Origin of the sequence: Enterocloster sp. OA13 (assembly GCF_022440595.1) — a bacterium.
GTDB classification, from domain to species: Bacteria; Bacillota; Clostridia; order Lachnospirales; family Lachnospiraceae; genus Enterocloster; species Enterocloster hominis.
In genome coordinates this window covers 4,018,395-4,038,171 of the sequence record NZ_JAKNTF010000001.1, presented here as the reverse complement: position 1 = coordinate 4,038,171, position 19,777 = coordinate 4,018,395, and the positions used below count along the sequence as shown (strand labels likewise).

Sequence of the window (19,777 nt, the reverse complement as noted above, 5' to 3'; positions counted from 1 at the left end):
TTGACGCGCCGGGAGGCACTAAGTGCCAGATATGAGGGAGGAAATGGACCAGTGATAGAAGTAAAGGACCTGGTAAAACAATATGGGAGCTTCCGGGCAGTGGACCACTTGAGCTTCACAGTGGAAAAAGGACAGATATACGGTTTTTTGGGACCTAACGGAGCAGGTAAATCCACAACCATGAATATAATTACCGGCTATCTGTCTGCCACCGAGGGAACCGTGCTTATTGACGGACATGACATTTTTCTGGAGCCGGAGGAGGCCAAACGCCATATCGGGTACCTGCCTGAGATCCCTCCCCTGTATCCGGATATGAATCCCCAGGAGTACCTGAAATTTGCAGGGGAACTGAAAGGTGTCCCAAGAAAGGGACTTCCCGGGGAAGTGGAGCGGGTGATGGCGCTGACCGGCATCACCCACATGAGGCTGCGCCTGATTAAGAACCTGTCCAAAGGGTACAGGCAGAGGGTGGGCTTTGCCTGCGCCCTGTTAGGGGACCCGGAGGTCATTATCCTGGACGAACCCACCGTGGGGCTGGATCCCAGACAGATCATCGACATCCGGGAACTCATAAAATCACTGGGGAAAGGACATACCGTGATCCTCAGCAGCCACATATTGTCTGAGGTCAGCGCCGTATGTGACCATATACTGATCCTGTCAAAGGGGAAACTGGTGGCCAGCGATACGCCGGAGGGCCTTGGAAGACGGATGCAGCGCACCAATGTCTATGATATGCTGGTCCAGGGTGAACCGGGACTTCTGCGGGAACTGCTGAAAGGAATCCGGGGGCTGCGGGCCATTACCACGGCGCCCCATGAATCAGGCTTTGCAGCCGTCCACCTGGAGACGGATGAGGAGACGGACCCCAGGGCACAGGTGTTCCGGCTGCTGGCAGGAGCCGACTGTCCCATAATGGAGCTTCAGTCCGCCGCCATGAGCCTGGAGGACGTGTTCCTGGAACTGACGGGGAGGGACAGATCATGATAGCGATTTATAAAAAAGAGGTGCTTTCATTCTACCGCTCCATGATGGGGTACCTGTATACGGCGTTCCTGCTGCTGATTGCAGGGGTATTCTTCACTGCCTTCAACCTTCAGGGCGGCGTGCCGGAGTTCGGGTATGTGCTGGGCAATACGACCGTTGTGCTGCTGATCGTGATACCGGTCATTACCATGCGCGCACTGGGGGAGGAGCAGAGACAGAAAACAGACCAGCTTCTGTTCACGGCCCCGGTAAAGGTGGGGAGGATCGTGCTGGGCAAGTTCCTTGCCATCCTCACCGTGTTTGCGGCGCCGCTTATCATACTGGCGGCCTGCCCGCTGGTACTGTCCCTCTATGGGGCGGTGCCCCTGAAAGAATCCTATTCCTGTTTCCTGGCATTCTTCTTCATGGGGGCGGCCTGCATTGCCATAGGCATATTTATTTCCAGCATTACTGAGAGCCAGATCATAGCGGCTGTGGGCACATTTGCAATCATGCTCTGCAGCTACCTGATTAATGGCATGAGCGGCCTGATCGGTATCCAGGCGCTCCATTCACTGGCAGGTTTCGGGGCTGTGATCGTGCTTGGCGGTATCCTGCTTGCGGTGATGACGAAAAGCCTGTCCACGGGCGTCCTGACAGCCAGCGTATGTGAAGTGGCGCTGGGGGCGTGTTACCTGGTGGACAGTTCCATGTTTGAAGGGGCGTTTCCACGCTTTTTAGGGTACTTTTCCCTGTTCCGGCGGTACTATGATTTCGTGGATGGGATATTCGATGTCACCCATCTTGTATATTATCTGGGGGTTGTGGTGCTGTTCCTGTTTTTTGCGGTACAGTCAGTGGAAAAGCGCAGATGGGATTCATTGAAAAGCAGGCATTTTAAGATTGGCCTGTATGCAGTGGCAATGTGCATCCTTATGACCGTGATCGTGGTGTTAACCAATATGATTTCACATAAGCTGCCTGGACGGTACACCAGGTATGACACGTCCGCCTCCGGGCTTTACAGCATTTCCCCCCAGACCAGGGAGCTGGTGGAATCCAACACCTCCCCTGTCAGCCTGTATCTGATCGCGCCAAGGGGAAAAGAAGACCAGAAGCTCACGCAGCTGCTGGAGAAATACAGGGATTTAAACGGAAATATCACGGTGGAATATGTGGACCCTGTCCTGACGCCTGCATTTGTGTCAAATTATACATCGGATAAGGTCAGTGACAACAGCATCATAGTGGCGGGGGAAAACCGTTCCAGGGTACTGCGCAATACGGACCTGTATCCGGTCAACTATGATTATGATACGGGCAGGACCTCCACTGATTTTGACGGGGAAGGCCAGATTACCAGCGCCATCCACTATGTGACTTCGGATGTCCTGACCAAGGTTTATCTGATGAACGGACATGGAGAAAATGAATTGACGGAGTCCTTTGCCGCCGCAATGGAAAAGGAGGGTGTGGAGACCGGGAGGCTGAACCTGACTGCAGCAGGACAGGTGCCGGAGGATGCGGGTTGCCTGTTCCTTAACGTTCCGGTTTCTGACCTTACCGACCGGGAGAGGGAGGTGCTTACCTCGTATCTGGAACAGGGAGGACGCATGCTTCTGATTACCGGTATCACCGCGGCGAAGATGCCGAACCTGGATCAGGTGCTGGCCGGTTACGGCGTATCGGCGGTTCAGGGCATGATTGTGGAAGGGGACAGCAATTACAGCATCCCATCCTACCCCAACTTCCTGCTTCCTGAAATCAGGAGCAGCCAGATAACGGAGCCGTTCATTGCAGAGGGCAGCCTTCTGCTGATGCCTAATTCCCACGGTATTGTGAAGACGGAGGATGTGCGCAGTACGGTGGAGGTAAAGGGGATCCTTACCACGTCCCCCAATTCCTATATAAAGACAGACAGCTCTTCCCTTGGATATAAGCGGGGGGACCCGGCAGGGCCGTTTGCAACCGGGGTGACTGCTTCGGAGCAGACCGATGGAGGCGTGACCAGGATTGTCTGGTTCTCCAGCTCCAGTATGCTGATGGAGGAAATGGATGAAATGGTCGGGGGCAATAACACCAACCTTGTATTAAATGCAATCGGATGGATGACAGAGCAGGAGAACAGCATGACCATCCGTCCCAAGCCCACCTCATCCGCATCCTTAAGGCTCACCTCGGCCCAGGCCATGGGCTGGAGCGTACTGTTCGTGCTGGCAATCCCGGCTGCCGTGATGGCTGGCGGCAGCATCCTGTGCATAAGGAGGAAGAGACGTCAATGAAAAAAGAACAGAAAAGAAACCTTCTGCTGGCGTCGGTGACCGCGCTCCTGCTTCTTATCATCTATATCATGATGCCCTCAGGCGCCGGGGGAAAGGCAGGGGAAGAGGAAAGCCTGGTGGTGTATTCCATGGATGCGGATACGGTGACCGGGATTGCCTTCCAAAGCGGGGACGAAAGGATTGTCCTTGTAAGGCAGGAGGATGGATGGGTATACGCGGAGGATGGGACATTTCCCCTGAACCAGGGCTTTGTGGACACCATGCTGGATAAGACCGCGCGGCTTACCGCCCGGCGCTTTGTGGCAGAGGGAAGCGGGTATTTTGGCGGGTATGGACTGGACCATCCCTCCAATGTGATCCAGGTGACCGGGACTGGCCGTACAGAAACCATCTATCTGGGCAGTACCAACAGCGCCACGGGGGACTGTTACATGGCGGTAGAGGGTTCGGAGAAAATATACACGGTGGATTCCACATTTTCCAACCTGTTCTCAAGCAGCCTGAACGCCATGGCAATCCGTGAGACACTGCCGGGAATCAGCCTGGACAACATGACCATGGTAACCATTGAGGAAAAGGGAGGAACATTTACCTTTCAAAGGCCGGGGCCAGGGGATGGCTCCTGGAGCGTCTCGGAGGATGACGGGGCGTTAAGGCCCGCCGACACCGGGCTGGTATCCGGATGCCTGGGCAAGCTGGTGAAGCTCAGGTATGAGGAGATGGCGGTATACCGCCCGTCGGAAGGCCAGATGGAGGAATACGGACTGGGCGGGAAGGAAACGGGCAGTCTGATTCGGATTGCTTATCAGGACAGTGCCCGCCAGGATAGCTCCCAGCAGGACAGTGCCCGGCAGGACAGCTCCCGGCAGGACGGTTCCCGCCAGGAGGATGAAACAGGTGCGGTCCAGGATTTCGCGCTCCATATTGGAAAGGACAGCGGGGATGGACGGTATACCTACGTGTATCCGGAAGGCGGACAGGGAATCTATACCGTCAGGAAGGACGGGCTGGAACCGTTCATGCATCTGGCGGCGGAGGATTTCCTTTCCTTAAGCATCGCTCCGGTTAAGGCGGAGACGCTCACCAATCTTACGCTGACGTGGGACAACGGGAAGGCGGAGTTTGCCGTCACCCATCCAGAGGATGGGAACAAGGCGGCCTATACCCTGAACGGACATGAAATCACGGAGGCTGAGTTCAATGCCTTTTATTACCCGCTCTATGGTTTTGCGGCGGAAAAGCGGGTTTCGGACATGGCCTCCCAGCTGATTGGCCCTCCAATCCTTACCATCGAATACCGGTGCATACCGGGAACCGCTGGGGACATGACCGTGGAACTGATTCCCTATGACCAGAACTATTATGGGGCAAAGGTGGATGGACAGGCATTCCTGCTTGTGAACAGGCAGAGGGTCAACAGCCTTATCAATGAAGTGAATAAGCTTCCTCTTTCATGAGGCGGCCTGGTTTTATAACCACAAAAAAAGATGATTCTATAGGAGAAGATATTATGTTAAGAAGCCAAAAAGTCCGCAAGCTGGCGCCGGAGATGGATCCGCTGCGCCTTGGGATGGGGTGGAAGCTGGACGACCTTGAGAAACCCCAGATAATGATTGAAAGCACATATGGCAACAGCCATCCGGGGTCCAGCCACCTGAACCAGTTTGTGGAAGAAGCAGTACGGAGCGTTGATGAAAATGGCGGGAAGGCTGCGCGGTATTACGCAACGGACATGTGCGATGGAATGGGACAGGGGCATGACGGGATTAATTATTCCCTGGCCCACAGGGACGCCATCGTGAACCTGATTGAAGTACAGGCCAACGCAACCACCTTTGACGGCGGGGTATTTATAGCCAGCTGCGACAAAGCCATGCCAGCCATGCTCATGAGCATCGGCCGTTTAAAGGAAATGAGCGCAATCATGGTGACAGGCGGCGTGATGGAGGCATTTACACTGCCCCCCGAATATACGGAGGATGACCCGGGCTGCGCCATCAACGAGCTTCTCACCCTGGAGCAGATCGGCAAGTTCAGCGCCCAGTATGAGCGCCATGAGATACCAGATGAGCAGCTGACCTATTATAAACAGCACGCATGCCCCAGCTGCGGCGCCTGCTCCTTCATGGGGACGGCATCCACCATGCAGGTGATGGCGGAGTCATTGGGCCTGATGCTTCCGGGAACCGCCCTGATGCCCGCGACTGCGCCGGAACTGCGCCAGGCTGCTTATGACGCGGGAAAACAGCTGCTTCAGCTGGTCCGGCAGGGCATCACGGCTGCGGACATTGTCACGATGAAGAGCTTTGAGAATGCCATCATGGTACATGCCGCAATCTCAGGCTCCACCAACGCGGTGATGCATATCCCGGCCATTGCCCATGAGTTCGGTATTGAGATTGATGCGGATACCTTTGACCGGCTTCACAGGGGCGCCCATTACCTCCTTAACATACGCCCGGCCGGAGACTGGCCGGCCCAGTATTTCTACTATGCAGGAGGAGTTCCCCGGGTCATGGAGGAGATTAAGGAAATGCTCCACCTGGATGTGATGACCGTTACGGGAAAGACGCTGGGGGAAAACCTGGAGGACCTTAAAAAGAGCGGTTACTATGAACACTGTGATGGGATACTTAAGAGCAAAAGCCAGGCAATCCACAGGAACATTGCCAGGACGGACATCATCCGGGGCTTTGACCATGCCATCGGCACCAATGGAAGCATTGCCATATTGAAAGGCAACCTGGCGCCGGAAGGGGCGGTCATCAAGCATACGGCCTGCCCGCCCGGCATGTTTAACAGCCGCCTTACGGCGCGTCCCTTTGACAGCGAGGAAGAAGCCATTGACGCCATCCTTCACGGAAAGGTGAAACCGGGAGACGCCGTGTTCATCCGCTATGAAGGCCCAAGAGGAAGCGGTATGCCGGAAATGTTCTATACCGGCGAGGCCATCTGTTCCGACCCGAAGCTGGCGGCCAGTGTCGCTCTGATAACAGACGGAAGGTTCTCAGGCGCATCCCGCGGCCCGGTCATCGGCCATGTGTCCCCGGAAGCAGCCGCAGGAGGCCCCATTGCATTGGTTGAGGAGGGGGATCTGATTGAACTGAATCTGGAAAAGAGGTCCCTTAATATCGTGGGTGTCAATGGAGTGGAAAAGACGCCTCAGGAAATGGATGTGGTTCTTTCACAGAGAAAGAAGGGCTGGAAAGGGTTTAAGAGCAAATATACAAAGGGTATCTTAAAGCTGTATGCCCAGCATGCGGTCAGCGCCATGAAGGGCGCGTATATGGATTAGGGACAGGTCTGTTTTTGGAACACGGCAGATTTGTGGATGGGGAGGGAACCCCAGAAAACGCCAGGGAACGCCTTAAAAAGCGTTCCCTTTTTGTGCCGGATTGTCAATCAGTCTGCCGTCATAATCGAACCGGGAACCGTGGCATGGGCAGTCCCAGGTCTTTTCCGCCGGGTTCCACTCCAGCTCACAGCCCAGATGGGGGCACCGGGCAGAGGTTTTGTGCAGGACTCCCTTTTCGTCCTTATAGCAGGCATACCGTTTGAATCCGATCCTTATGATGCCGCCATGACCCTCTTTCAGGTCCGCGGCACGGAGGGGCAGGTGGAAAGCGCCCTTTGTAAGGGAGATGACACTTTCACCCATATCGGTCAGAAGGCTTGGGAGGGATGCCCTGACATGGAATCTCTGGGGGCAGAAGAGTCTTGCGTATGGGTTTTGAAGTCCGCAGATCTGGTCCCTTATGATCATTGCGGACAGCATGGAAGAGGTCATCCCCCATTTTTTGAACCCGGTTGCAACATACCAGAAGGGCCTGAACACGGAGTACCTTCCGATGAACGGGATATCATCATGGGGCATACAGTCCTGGGCAGACCACCTGGCAATGATCCTGCTGTCCGGGTAATACTGTTTTGCCGCCTGTTTCAGGCGCTGGTATTCCCCGCCCGTCCTGTTTTTTCCGGTCCGGTGCGAATTGCCGCCAAGGAGGAGGGCGCCGTGGGTCCATCTGAGGGAAAGGCCGTCCTTGTCCTCGCTGTAGAACATGCCGTCAAGCTGATCCGGGTGGTCCAGGCACAGCACATAGCTTCTGTCCTGGTGCTGGCGTGCAAAGAACATGCCCGGCAGGTTCACGAAGGGGTAATGGGAAGCAAAAACCACATGCTTTGCATTTACCGTTCCACGGTCCGTCCATATCATATGCTTTTTTACCTTCAGCACACGTGTGCCCTCATAGACAGTCACTTTTTGGGATAAATGTTTCAGGAACGCCAGGGGATGGAACTGGGCCTGCCCTTCAAAGCATACGGCGCCCATGGTGTCAAAGGGAAGGCCGTGGATCTGGGTGAAATGGGCCGGTATTCCCAGGGCGGAGGCGGCCTGGGCTTCCTGCTCCAGCCTCACCACCATGGACGGTTCCCTGGTGTAAAGGTAGGATGGAAGCCGTTCAAAACCGCATTCAATCTTCTCTTCCCCTACAATCTCCCCGTAGGCCCGGATAGCTGCTTCGTTGGCAAGGGCGTACGTCCTTGCCTTTTGTTTCCCCAGCTTTTTAATCAGGTCCTGGTAAATGATCCCGTGCTGGCTTGTTATTTTCGCGGTGGTGTTTTTTGTCTGCCCGCTGGCAACCTGGTCTGCCTCCAGCACAATTACATCAATTCCCTGCTTCTGAAGAAGGTAGGCGGTTAAGATTCCGGCCATGCCCGCGCCAATGACGGCCGCCTCCACGGTCAGGTCCCCGGGCAGGGGATTCCTGGGCGGCAGGTGGGTTGTCATGCTCCATATTGATTTTGATTTTTCAGTATATTTGTTTTCCATTTTTCTGCTCCAATCCAGGTTTTCTGCCAAGCATATAACGGTGGCTTTTTTCATTATCTATCGGCCCGGCTGCCTTTTTATATAGTCTTTACCGATTATCTGATTATTAAACGAAGGATTTCCCAACGGAAGAATAGGAAGGCCCACGCCTTTTTTTCTGCAGCGGTATGGGGTATAATGGATTGGATACCGCATGTATTATTAAGATATGGAAATGCAGGATAACCAGTAGAATTGGGTTATAATAAGAAGCGTGTACAGGATTGGTTTTAAAGGCATGGTAAAGGAGAAGAATAAGATGAGACATATAAAATGTATGGCAGCAAAAGGGATGATTGCCGGGGCCATGGCGGTTGCTGTGGCAGCCATGGTATGGGGCTGCTCGGCGGGCAGGACGGAACAGGACCCGGGAACGGGGATGGAATCCCCGGCAGGGATGGACGGTGACGGACAGGCCGTAACCGCATCCAGACAGCCGTCTGCATCCGGACAGGGCAGTGCGCCGGACTATGTGGATGATTTCTACAATGCCGTGAACCACGTGACCCTGGGCGGCTGGGAAATCCCTGCCGACCAGCCGGAGATGAGCTGGTTCCGTAAGGTGAGGGAGGAGAACTATAATAAGGTAAATGATATGATCCAGAAGGTTTCATCAGGGAGCGGGACCGGAAGCAGGGAAGATGGCGGAGGGACCCCGGCCCAATCAGACACCGGGGAAATCCGCGACCAGGAGAACATCCGCGCCCTGAACCTGACCGGACTGGACCGGGAGGCCAGGGAGAAGGGCGGTTACGGCCAGCGGGCAGGGGAATTCCTGAATAAAATTGAGGATGCAGGCACGGTAGGGGAGCTTTTAAGCGCATCCCTCCGGTTCCAGAAGGATTACGGCATCTATAGCCTGGCGGGGCTGGTATATACAGGGGACAGCGATGACTCCTCCGTTAAGTCCCTGTATTGGTTAAAGCCGGACACGGGGCTGAAACGCGAAGTCTGGTTTTCCGAAGAGGAATCCAACAAAAAGCGGGTGGAGGAATATAAACAGTATCTGACCAGGCTCCACGAATCCAATGGCCTGGAGACCAGGGAAGCAGGGGAAACAGTGGAACGTGTGACCGCCATGATGAAGGACCTGGCATCCAGCTCCCTGAAAATAGAAGAAACTTATGATGCAAAAAAAACCAACAATGTATATACGGCCAGGGATGCGTCCGCGATTTATCCGGAAGCCCTTTCCATGGAACTGTTAAGCGGGATTTATGGCATCAGGGAGGATGAGAAGACCGTGGTGGCGGAACCGGACGTATGCAGGAAGCTTGGGACCTATCTCACGGAGGACAATCTGCCTCTTTTAAAGGAGTATGTGAAAACCTGCCTCTATGCCGACCTTTCCGCCATGACAGACATGGAATCCCTGAATGCGGCCCAGGAATACCAGATGGCGGTCAGCGGGACGGAAGAAAAAAAGCCTTTTGAGAGGACCGTATCAGAGTCTGTCCAGCAGGAACTGGGATTCCAGTGCGGAAGGCTGTTCTGCCTGAAGTATTTTGATGATGATGCCAAACAGGATGTGACGGACATTGTCCGCAAGGTCATAGACGTGTATGACAGAAGACTGGCGGACATGGAGTGGATGACAGAAACCACCCGGTCAGAGGCGCGGAAGAAACTGGCCGCCATCATGGTGAAGGTGGGGTATCCTGAACAATGGCCCCAGGACCGATACAGCCTGAAGCTGACGGCGCCGGAGGACGGCGGCCTCTATGTGGATAATATCCTGGCCATCAGGAAGGCTGACCAGGATTATATGTTCAGGACCAAGGATGACCCTGTGGACAGGATGGAATGGGAAATGACGCCTCAGACCGTTAACGCCTACTACAATCCGGGCAACAATGAAATCGTGTTCCCGGCAGGAATCCTCCAGCCTCCTTTTTATGACCCCGAGGGCGTGCCGGTCACCAACCTTGGGCGTATCGGCTCTGTAATCGGCCATGAAATCACCCATGCTTTTGATACAAGCGGCTCCCAATACGATGAAAAGGGCAACCTGCGCGACTGGTGGACTGCTGAGGATAAACAGCGGTTTGAGGAGCTGGCAGCCAAGGTGGTGGACTATTATGACACCATGGAGGTAAACGGAACCAAGATAAACGGAAGCCTTACCGCCACTGAGAATATAGCTGACCTGGGCGGGGTTTCCTGCGTGACGGAGATAGCAAAAGATGAGGGATACGACCTGAGGGAGCTTTATAAAGCCTACGCAGCCTTATGGGCCGGTAAATACAGGGATGAGTACCTGGCCTATGTCATGACCAACGATGTCCATTCCCCGGGAATCATAAGGGTGAACGCAGTGTTATCGGCAACCAGTGACTTTTATACTGCATTTCATGTAAAAGAAGGGGACGGGATGTATCAGAAGGTTGAAAACCGCCCCGGAATCTGGTAAATTCATAGATAAGGGAAAGAGGCACGGCTATTGATAGGGCAGTGTTCCGGAACGCGGGCGGATGGATGGGGATCCGCGCCCGCCCTGGAGAAAGGAATGAGACCAGGTCATGACATTACAGCAGATGAAATATTTTGTAGCGGTAGCTGATTCAGGCTCCATCAGTGAGGCGGCCAAGCGGCTGTTTGCAGCCCAGTCCAGTGTTTCGGAGGCAGTGCGGGCAGTGGAGGGGCATTATGGGATTAAGGCATTTTTAAGGACGCCCAAAGGCGTCATGCTGACCGGTGACGGCAAGGAGCTGTTCATTGAGTTCAAGGGAATCTTGAACCGCCTGTACTATCTGGATTTAAGGTATGAGGACAAAAAGGACAGCGGCCACGGCTTCTATGTGGCGGCCCAGCACCATATCTGCGGCATGGATTCCTTCATGTCCATCATACAGTCCCTGGATGTGCCTGAATATAACGTGGGATTCAGGGAGTGCAAGACATCCGGGGTCTTTGAGCAGGTGGAAAAGGGGCTGGCGGATCTGGGGGTCATCTTTTTTGCGGAACAGCTGAAAGGCCAGATGATGCAGGAACTCAGGGGACGTGGGATCATTTTCAACCATATTGCCTACCGGACAGCCCATGTCTATCTCCATGAGGGCCATCCCCTGGCAGGATGCAGCCAGATACGGACCGAGGAAATCATCCAGTATCCATTCATCACCTATGACAGGAGTACGGATGCCAATCCGGCCTATACGGAAGTCATCATCCCCCACTACCGCATGAAGAAGGTGATTTCCGTCACGGACCGCGCGGCCGCGTATTCCATCATGCGGACAAACCAGGGGTTCGTGGTGGGAAGCGGATACCATACGGCGGACAGGGCTTATGGGGATATCCGGGCCATCCCCATTAAGGATGGGGTGAACCTGGAGATTGGCTTTATTGTGAAGGGGAATTACCTGCTGTCGGACATGGCCCAGCGTTTCATTGAACTGGTGGGGGAAAAGGAGGCATAGAAGGGAAGTAAGGTTAAGGAACCATGGAAATATCATATAGTATCAGCAAAAACGATGGATTCCCATCGTTTTTTTCTGTCTACAGAAGTGAAAGGCCCTGTGATATGATGAAATCAACAAAAGGTATCCTGTCAATCCCGGTGCGCTTTAGCACCGGAGGCATACAGAAGAAAGGGGAAATGAAACGTATGGAACAAGTAAAGGCCGTCATAAGAAAGTACTGGAAAGTCTATGCAGCGGCAGTAGTGCTGGCATTGGTCTGTGATTCAGTGGGAACCATCAAGATTAACATCGGGATCGGCACCCTGACCCTGTTTCCCATGGTATTCGCAGTCATACTGGGCGGACTCCTGGGACCGGATGTGATCCGGATGTTCAATCAGGGGGAATGCAAGCTGGGAGGAAGCCTGGTGCTGGTGGCGCTGGCGCCCTTCATGGCCAAGATGGGTGTTTCTGCCGGAGCCAACCTGGCCAAGCTGGTGGCGGTGGGACCGGCCCTGATCCTGCAGGAATTCGGCAATCTGGGAACCATTTTCATCTCACTTCCCATCGCGCTGCTGCTGGGCCTGAAAAAGGAAGCCATCGGCGCATGCTACTCCATTAACAGGGATTCAAACCTGGGCCTGACCACGGATATCTACGGGCCGGATGCAAAGGAGACAGAGGGGACGTTTGCGGTATATATTGTTGGTTCTGTCATCGGAACCGTGTTTGTCAGCCTGCTGGCAGGCGTGGTCGCATCCTGGAATATCTTCCATCCACTGGCCATGGGCATGGCAAGCGGGGTGGGCAGCGGTTCCATGATGACCGCGGCGGCAGGGACATTGGGGGAAATCTATCCCTCATACGCGGAAGACATCATGGTAATGGGCGGCGCCAGCGACATGCTGACAGGAATCACCGGAATCTACATGGGAACCTTTGTGGGACTTCCTGTTACCAGGAAACTGTACGCGTGGCTGGAACCCAAAATCGGACGCAAATCAAATCACAGGAAATAAGGGAGGGAACGTAAATGGTAAGGAAATATTGTATCCAGCAGGCCGGTCTTCTGTGCCTTGTGGCAGTAATCATGATACTGACCAATATGATTGGTTATCAGATGCCCCTGGCTGATTCCATAGCAGGAATCCTTGTACTCTGCGCCATTGCCCTGTTCGGCCTGACAGTCAGCAGGTTCATGAGCCGTTTTATCAAACTTCCGTCCATGATGTATGTATCCCTTACAGGGCTGCTTCTGGCCTGCCCCGTATCTCCGGTCAAGGACGTGATCATCCAGGTCACATCCCAGGTGGCATTCATGGCTCCTGCCACCGCATTAGGTGCGTTTGCAGGGATTTCCCTTGGCAAGGACCTTAAAAACTTTGCGAAAATGGGATGGAAGATGGTTGTGATTACATTGCTTGTGATAACAGGAACCTTTATATTCTCTGCCTTCGTGGCAGATCTGGTGCTGCGGGCCACGGGAGCAATCTAAGCCGTACCGCCGGACAAAGAGGCGTAAAGCCATGATAGCGAGGAGGAAATGATCCAGAATGGAAAAATGTGATATTTTAATCAACGGATGCCGGGTCCTTAACCCGGACATGACGGTTTCAGAAGAACGGAGCGTTGCCATCCATGATTCATGGATTAAGAAAATCGGCCCCTCCGGGGAAATGAAAGAGAACTTCCAGGCATCGGAAACCCTGGACGGGACAGGCAAGCTCCTGATGCCTGGTCTTGTGGACGGACACACCCATACCTGCCAGCAGCTTCTGCGTGGAAGGGTTTCGGATGAATACCCCATGGTGTGGACCAGGTTCCTGGTTCCCTTTGAGAGCAACCTAAGGCCGGAGGACTCCTATATCAGCGGACAGCTGGCCTGTCTGGAGATGATTAAGAACGGGACCACTTCATTTGCGGATTCCGGCGGCGTCCATATGGAACGTGTGGCTGACGCGGTGCTGGAATCAGGCATGCGTGCGGCCATTGCCAAATCCACCATGGATATGGGCAATGCAATTACCGGAGCAATGAAGGAGACGGCAGAGGAAGCAGTCAGGCACACCCGGGAGCTGTACCAGGCATATGACGGCAAAGGGGACGGGAGGATATCCATCTGGTTTGCCATCCGCCAGGTCATGACCTGTTCAAGGGATTTGATTGCCATGGTAAGGGATGCCGCTGCTGAACTGAACACGGGGATCCATGCCCATCTGTGTGAGCACAAGGACGAGGTCAGCTTCTGCCTGCAGAATTACCAGCTGCGCCCGGCCCAGTTCCTGGAGTCCATGGGCGTCCTCGGCCCCAACCTCCTGACTGCCCACAACGTCATGCTTTCCGACGAGGACATAGCCATCATGGCCAGCCGGGATGTAAAGGTAATCCACTGCCCAAGGGCCAACCTCTCCAACCATGGATTCCCAAAGACGCCCCAGATCCTTCAGGCAGGACTTAGCGTGGGCCTTGGCTGCGACGGCGCGGCCCCATCCAACCTGGATCTGTTTGATGAGATGAAGGTGCTGCGCTACGGCATGATGGCATACTGGGGACTCCCGTCCTTTAACCCGGTGGTCATGACCTGCCCCACCCTTCTTAAGATGGCATCCTGGGGCGGCGCCAACGCCATTGGCAAGGGCGGCATCCTGGGCACGGTGGAGGAAGGGAAGAAAGCGGATGTGATCCTTCTGAACATAGACCAGCCCCATCTGACCCCCACCCAGAACCTGATTAACACGGTTGTGGAGGCAGCCAACGGGCATGACGTGACGGATTCCATCATCAACGGCAGGATAGTCATGAAGAACCGGGAAGTACTGACCCTGGACGAGGAGAAGATACGCAGGGAAGCGCAGGTACATATGGAGGAAATCATTAAGCGCGCATATTAGATAGGACCGTGGAATCCAACCGTTATGAAGCGGACCCCTTTTGTCAGACAAAATAGTCTGATGAAAGGGGTTTTTCCGATGTCCGGAAGAAAAATGTATGGCAATGAATGAAAGCCAGGAATGGCACTGCGGTATTAGCAGGGGATGGGAACGCAAAAAAACATAACAAACATCAAAAACTCATATAACATATTTGCCAATGCAATGTTACAATGGTAAAAGGAAGGGTCTGTTGTGGGAGGGTGATATGAAAGGTATGGGGATGCCAAAACACATGGCAATGATAAAACATATGGCAATGATAAAACACATGACAATCAGGAACAAGATACTGCTGGTCATCACGGCTGTCCTGATGCTTTGCAGCATCCTGATAACCTCGGTCTGGTATACTGCCAGCAGTAAGATGGCAGGTACGTACCTGAAGGACATTTCAGAGAGCACCATGAGGGATGCGTGCCAGGCCTTTGAGTATCTGCTGACAGATACCTCCTATATGGCGGCCATGGTTTCACTCAATGACAGGAACATCATACGGCCCGTGGAAGCCTTGAATGAACGGACCATCATGGAGAACGGCCAGTGGAACATGGAATATCTGAAAAACAGGAGGATCATAAAGGAATTCATCAATGACCTGAACGGCTATAAGTACTATATCGTGGGAATTGGCGTGATCGTAAATGAAACATGTACCTTTTCCACCTCCCATCTGGTGGAGGGGCAGGGGGATGTCTATGAACGGATCATGCAGCTGGACCAGGACAGGCTTAAGAAGAATATCGTCATGCTGGAGCCCATCCACGTGGAGGGCGGTAAGTCCACCTATAACAGCGACTACGTGGTTCCGGCTGTCAGGGGGATTACGGACTGGAACCAGAGGATAATCGGCTACACCGTGATGTATTTTGATTACGGCGTCATAGAGGACATGTTTTCCTCCAACCTTCCGGAGGGAAGCCGGTTCCAGGTTGCAAACGGAAGCCGGTCCCTTATTTTCTCCAACTGCGGCGATGAGCTGCTGGATATCTCCCATCCCATACAGGGGTATGTGTATAATACATTTGAAGCCGATGATGTGGACTGGACCTTTACCATGGCCCTGCCATCGGATTATTATACGGCGGATATATACCGGACCGCGCTGTTTACCGGGGCCATCATGGTTGTGATCCTCCTGCTGGCAGGCCTGCTTTCCGGCCTGGTGGTGTCCAGGTCCACCAGGGAAATCACGGTGTTAAAGGACAGCATGCAGAAGGTTTCCGCAGGCAACCTGTCCGTGAGCTATGCCGTCAGGGCCGAGGACGAGATAGGGCAGATGGGGCATACCTTTAACCACATGGTAGTGCGTATCCGGGAACTGATGCACCGGATTACTGAGGAGGAAAAGCAGAAACGGCTGATTGAGATGGATTTCCTCCAGGCCCAGATCAATCCCCATTTCATCTCCAATGTGCTTAACAATGTGGTCTGGATGGCAAAGCTGCAGCACGCGGACAACATCGTCCCCCTGATCCATTCCCTGAATGCCATGCTTCAGAATGTAATGCACCGCAGGAACGACATGATAACCTTGGAGGATGAGCTGGAATACGTGGATAATTACCTGACCATTGTTGAATACAGCGGAAGCTATGACTTTGTCGTGGAAAAGAAAATCAGTGAGGATACAAAGGAACTGTACGTGCCCCGCTTTATCCTGCAGCCCATCATGGAAAATGCAATCTACCACGGCCTGCCCGCGGACCTGTCCAGGCAGGGGACCATCCAGATTGAGGCATGGAGGGAGGAGGACAGGCTGAACATCGTCATAGAGGACAATGGGGAAGGGATGACGGAGGAGCAGATAGAGGCAGTCCTTGGCACCCCGGCAGGAGACAGGAAACGTTTTAACGGGATCGGCATTTCCAATGTAAATGCCAGGATCCGTCTGTTCTTTGGGGAGGACTACGGAATCCGTTATGAAAGCAGCCCGGGGGAATATACAAAGGCTGTATTAGTCCTGCCCGCAGTGGACAGCGCGGGGGAGGAATAAGGAGGTATGAGGGGATAAATGGCAAAAATAAAGCTGATGATTGTGGATGATGAGCTGATAAGCAGGAATACCATTAAAAAACTGCTGGAGAAAAACGAATCCTACGAAGTGGTGGCTGATTTCTCCGATGGAAAGGCGGCCCTGGACTGGCTGCGGGGAAATGATATCGACATCCTTCTCTGCGACATGCAGATGCCGGGGATGAACGGCGTGGAGTTAATCCGTATGATCCATGTAATCAATGAGTTCCTTCCGGTCATAGCAATCAGCGCCTTTGACAATTTTGACTATGTAAGGGGGAGCCTTGTAAACGGCGCAGCCAATTACCTGCTGAAACATGAATTGACCAGGAAACATCTCATATCAGCCCTGGACCAGGCAAGGGATAAATATAAGATCGTGCCGGAGGAACGGACCATCCGGCACCGTGTCGGGTATTGCTTTTATGACAGGAAGGAATTCACGGCGGACAATATCAGGAACATGGCGGACAGCGGCGTGCTGGATTTTTGCTGCTCCAATATGGCTGCCATTGCAATCAGCCCGGATTACAGCTTTCCGCCGGGGGTAAAACCGGCTGATTATAAGCACGATATCTGCAAGGCGGTGATTGATATCCTGGGGCAGATCCTGGGCAAGGAATATGGGTACCTGATCTGGCAGACCAGGCAGGAGCACCTGATCCTGCTGGTTTCATTTAACGGTGTCACCAGCACCCTTTACATGCTGAATGTGATTAAAAACCTGGCAGGAAGGCTTCAGCGCCAGATCATCCGCATGCTGGACCTTACGGTTACCATCATATGCGGCAATCCCCAGACGGACCTTCAGGCAGCGGTGAAGGACGCCTGTCAGATGGATGGGCTGCTGGAGGACAAATTATACATAGGCGGGAACCGTGTCACTGCGGCTGCCATGGCCAGACGGCTTCATTACGGCACGGAAGATGTGCCTCCCAGCTACTGGAAGCAGCTGGTATTTGAACTGGAAAGCGGTACGGGAGGCACTGCGGAAACGCTGAACGGATTCTTTGGCTGGATGGAAGAGATAAGGGCGCCCCTGGAGCGGGTCAGGGATATCAGCCAGCGTCTGGCGGGCCTGATTGCGCAGGGCCGGGAAGTGGATGAAAAGGACAGGGATGCGGTTCTGGAACGCATCCGGGAGTATGAAATCCTGGAGCAGTTCCGGGAGGATATCCTGGAGTTATATGCGCGCAGCCGGGAAGCCGGTCCGCAGCCGGATAAGCAGGCATATTCACCTGTCATACAGCAGGTCCTTAACTATGTCCAGAAGAACTTTGCCAGTGACATTTCCCTGGAAAAATGCGCCGAGGTCACCGGCAGCAGTTACACCTATCTCAGCAGGCAGTTCAAGCAGGAGACTGGACAGCGGTTTGTGGAGTATCTGAACCAGCAGAGGGTGAACAAGGCAAAGAGCCTGCTGATACGCCATGATATGACCATGAAGGAAATCATTGAACAGTCGGGGTTTCGCAGCTACACGTATTTCTTCAAGATATTCAAGGAATCTGAGGGGCTGACGCCCAGCGAGTTCATGGCAAAAAATTAGAGTAAATCCCAAAATATTAGTATCCATTTTATGGCCGCCTCCTTTTATAATATGTATCAGGAGGTGGCCATAATGAATAAATTAGGGAAAAAAAACAACTGGTCCGCGTATCTTTATATCCTGCCGCTGATGGTCCTGTCTTTTGCGCTGATTTACTACTGTATCATCTGTACGGTGGGAACCAGCTTCACGGACTGGAACGGGATGTCCAAGGAAATGAACTTTGTCGGCTTTAAGAATTACACGAAAATGCTTCATGACAAGACCTTCTGGACAGCGGTGGTCAACAATGTGATTTTCTTTTTTGGGACAGTATTCATCCAGGCCGGGCTGGGATTTTTGCTGGCAGTGCTGCTTAAGAACCGGCTGCCGGGCAGCAATCTTTTCAAGGCCATATACTTTATGCCCATTGCCATGGCAACGTCCATCATCACGGCTATTTTCCGTATCCTGATGGATCCGACCAACGGCGCCCTCAATACATTCCTCAGGGCGGTGGGGCTTGATGTATTTGCAGTCAGCTGGCTGGGGGACCCCAGATATGCGCTGTTATCTGTCATCATCGTCAACATTTTCCAGTGGATGGGCTTTTCCATGATCATCTATTATGCCGGGCTGATGAGCCTTCCGGATGACGTGTATGAGGCTGCCAGGATTGACGGGGCCGGGTTCTGGAGGACCACCTTATCCGTCACATTCCCCATGGTAAAGGGAACCACCAATGTCCTTATCATACTTGGGATTGTGGGGTCCTTAAAGACATTTGACATTGTAAAGCTGCTGACAGGAGGCGGTCCGGGAAGGTCCAGCACCGTGCTGAACACCTACCTTTATGAAAAGGCCTTTAAGGACTTTAACGCAGGTGGGGCGGCCTCCATCGGCGTTGCCATCCTGATTATCGCGGTCATCATGTCGTTTCTGCAGATTAAGCTTGGCAAGGAGGATTGAGGATGAAAAAGAATCAATGGAAAACAGCGGCGCCCACGTACCTGGTATTTGTCCTCTGCGCCCTTATATGGCTTCTGCCAATCGGCACTGCCTTTGTAAAATCCTTTCAGATTAATGGAATCGGAAACTATCAATATGTACTCAGCTATGACAAAATCAGCTACTTCAGGGTAGTGTTCAACAGTATGTTCATCGCGGTGAGTACCGCGGTCCTGGTCACGCTCATAACCACCCTGGCTGCATTTGCATTTTCGAAAATGCAGTTTTTCGGAGGAAGGCTTCTGTACGGCGCAATCCTTGCATGCCTTGCGGTCCCGGTGGCTGCCGTGACCAGCCCCCTCTTTGCGGCCATCAAGAATTTTGGGCTTTTGGATAAGCATCTGGGGGTCATGATCCCGCTGGTGGCGTTCAACGCGCCCATGATGCTTTTGATGATTAAGAATTACTTTGACACCATTCCGGATGAGCTTTTAGAGAGCGCCAGGATTGACGGTGCATCCAGTTTCCGCATCTGGCTGGAGTTCATGGTGCCCTTAAGCGGACCTATCATAGCCAATGTGCTGGTGCTGACCTTCATCTATTCATGGAATGACTATCTGGTTCCCCTTCTGGTCATGAGAAGCGAGAAAAACTATACGGTCACCCTGGCGGCCCAGTACTTTGTATCCAGTACCTACCAAAGCCCGGCGGACGTGGCCAGGATTTACGCGGTCATGATGCTTCTCACACTGCCGTCCATCATCGTATATCTATTCAGCCAGAAGTTCCTGGTGGGGGGAATTACCAGCGGTTCGGTCAAAGGCTGATTCAAT

14 protein-coding genes are annotated in these 19,777 nt (G+C 53.4%); 13 read left to right on the top strand and 1 reads right to left on the bottom strand.

The window, feature by feature from the left end:
* The first annotated feature begins 51 nt into the window (after positions 1–51).
* From MCJ35_RS17885 to ilvD, 4 genes are read left to right on the top strand one after another with little or no spacing between them, the layout of a single operon-like run.
* Positions 52–990 (top strand): ABC transporter ATP-binding protein, encoded by a 939-nt coding sequence (locus MCJ35_RS17885; protein ID WP_025486114.1) that lies wholly within the window; start codon positions 52–54, stop codon positions 988–990.
* Positions 987–3,251, top strand: coding sequence for a DUF7088 domain-containing protein (locus MCJ35_RS17880; RefSeq protein ID WP_025486116.1), 2,265 nt, complete (start codon positions 987–989; stop codon positions 3,249–3,251). Before MCJ35_RS17885 ends, MCJ35_RS17880 begins: the two co-directional genes overlap by 4 nt.
* A complete protein-coding gene (locus MCJ35_RS17875; protein ID WP_025486117.1) occupies positions 3,248–4,708 on the top strand; it encodes a DUF4340 domain-containing protein in 1,461 nt (486 codons plus the stop codon). The genes MCJ35_RS17880 and MCJ35_RS17875 overlap by 4 nt, the downstream gene beginning before the upstream one ends.
* Before the next feature lie 53 nt (positions 4,709–4,761).
* Positions 4,762–6,546, top strand: a complete 1,785-nt coding sequence (gene ilvD / locus MCJ35_RS17870) for a dihydroxy-acid dehydratase (RefSeq protein ID WP_034577722.1) — start codon at positions 4,762–4,764, stop codon at positions 6,544–6,546.
* A 72-nt stretch (positions 6,547–6,618) separates the two neighbouring features.
* Here the strand turns inward: ilvD and MCJ35_RS17865 are convergent, their stop codons facing one another.
* On the bottom strand, positions 6,619–8,082 hold the full coding sequence (locus MCJ35_RS17865) for an FAD-dependent oxidoreductase (RefSeq protein ID WP_025486119.1): 1,464 nt from the start codon (positions 8,080–8,082) through the stop codon (positions 6,619–6,621).
* Positions 8,083–8,380: 298 nt separating this feature from the next.
* Here MCJ35_RS17865 and MCJ35_RS17860 point away from each other — a divergent pair, with 298 nt between their 5' ends.
* From MCJ35_RS17860 to MCJ35_RS17820, 9 genes are all read left to right on the top strand, one after another.
* Complete coding sequence (locus MCJ35_RS17860; RefSeq protein WP_240299600.1) at positions 8,381–10,531, top strand: M13 family metallopeptidase; 2,151 nt, start codon at positions 8,381–8,383, stop codon at positions 10,529–10,531.
* Between the two features lie 109 nt (positions 10,532–10,640).
* Entirely contained in the window at positions 10,641–11,540 is a 900-nt protein-coding gene (locus tag MCJ35_RS17855; protein ID WP_008718877.1) for a LysR family transcriptional regulator, read from the top strand.
* 104 nt (positions 11,541–11,644) lie between these two features.
* Complete coding sequence (locus MCJ35_RS17850) at positions 11,645–12,541, top strand: DUF3100 domain-containing protein (protein WP_240299599.1); 897 nt, start codon at positions 11,645–11,647, stop codon at positions 12,539–12,541.
* Positions 12,542–12,555: 14 nt separating this feature from the next.
* The gene (locus tag MCJ35_RS17845; RefSeq protein ID WP_025486123.1) at positions 12,556–13,017 is read left to right on the top strand and encodes a hypothetical protein; all 462 of its coding nucleotides are present in this window, start codon (positions 12,556–12,558) and stop codon (positions 13,015–13,017) included.
* A gap of 58 nt (positions 13,018–13,075) precedes the next feature.
* Positions 13,076–14,413: an amidohydrolase family protein gene (locus MCJ35_RS17840; RefSeq protein WP_025486125.1), complete on the top strand. Its 1,338-nt coding sequence runs from the start codon at positions 13,076–13,078 to the stop codon at positions 14,411–14,413.
* A gap of 247 nt (positions 14,414–14,660) precedes the next feature.
* Positions 14,661–16,448, top strand: a complete 1,788-nt coding sequence (locus MCJ35_RS17835; protein ID WP_240299598.1) for a sensor histidine kinase — start codon at positions 14,661–14,663, stop codon at positions 16,446–16,448.
* Positions 16,449–16,466: 18 nt separating this feature from the next.
* Positions 16,467–18,017 (top strand): response regulator, encoded by a 1,551-nt coding sequence (locus MCJ35_RS17830; RefSeq protein WP_025486128.1) that lies wholly within the window; start codon positions 16,467–16,469, stop codon positions 18,015–18,017.
* A 72-nt stretch (positions 18,018–18,089) separates the two neighbouring features.
* Positions 18,090–18,965, top strand: a complete 876-nt coding sequence (locus MCJ35_RS17825; RefSeq protein WP_025486129.1) for a carbohydrate ABC transporter permease — start codon at positions 18,090–18,092, stop codon at positions 18,963–18,965.
* Positions 18,966–18,967: 2 nt separating this feature from the next.
* Positions 18,968–19,771: a carbohydrate ABC transporter permease gene (locus MCJ35_RS17820; protein WP_008718871.1), complete on the top strand. Its 804-nt coding sequence runs from the start codon at positions 18,968–18,970 to the stop codon at positions 19,769–19,771.
* Positions 19,772–19,777: the final 6 nt, after the last annotated feature.

Bases quoted from the DNA above. Each gene is read 5' to 3' on its own strand.
- MCJ35_RS17880 (WP_025486116.1), top strand. From the start codon at position 987: ATGATAGCGATTTATAAAAAAGAGGTGCTTTCATTCTACCGCTCCATG.
- MCJ35_RS17875 (WP_025486117.1), top strand. From the start codon at position 3,248: ATGAAAAAAGAACAGAAAAGAAACCTTCTGCTGGCGTCGGTGACCGCG.
- ilvD (WP_034577722.1), top strand. From the start codon at position 4,762: ATGTTAAGAAGCCAAAAAGTCCGCAAGCTGGCGCCGGAGATGGATCCG.
- MCJ35_RS17865 (WP_025486119.1), bottom strand. From the start codon at position 8,082: ATGGAAAACAAATATACTGAAAAATCAAAATCAATATGGAGCATGACA.
- MCJ35_RS17860 (WP_240299600.1), top strand. From the start codon at position 8,381: ATGAGACATATAAAATGTATGGCAGCAAAAGGGATGATTGCCGGGGCC.
- MCJ35_RS17855 (WP_008718877.1), top strand. From the start codon at position 10,641: ATGACATTACAGCAGATGAAATATTTTGTAGCGGTAGCTGATTCAGGC.
- MCJ35_RS17850 (WP_240299599.1), top strand. From the start codon at position 11,645: ATGATGAAATCAACAAAAGGTATCCTGTCAATCCCGGTGCGCTTTAGC.
- MCJ35_RS17845 (WP_025486123.1), top strand. From the start codon at position 12,556: ATGGTAAGGAAATATTGTATCCAGCAGGCCGGTCTTCTGTGCCTTGTG.
- MCJ35_RS17840 (WP_025486125.1), top strand. From the start codon at position 13,076: ATGGAAAAATGTGATATTTTAATCAACGGATGCCGGGTCCTTAACCCG.
- MCJ35_RS17835 (WP_240299598.1), top strand. From the start codon at position 14,661: ATGAAAGGTATGGGGATGCCAAAACACATGGCAATGATAAAACATATG.
- MCJ35_RS17830 (WP_025486128.1), top strand. From the start codon at position 16,467: ATGGCAAAAATAAAGCTGATGATTGTGGATGATGAGCTGATAAGCAGG.
- MCJ35_RS17825 (WP_025486129.1), top strand. From the start codon at position 18,090: ATGAATAAATTAGGGAAAAAAAACAACTGGTCCGCGTATCTTTATATC.
- MCJ35_RS17820 (WP_008718871.1), top strand. From the start codon at position 18,968: ATGAAAAAGAATCAATGGAAAACAGCGGCGCCCACGTACCTGGTATTT.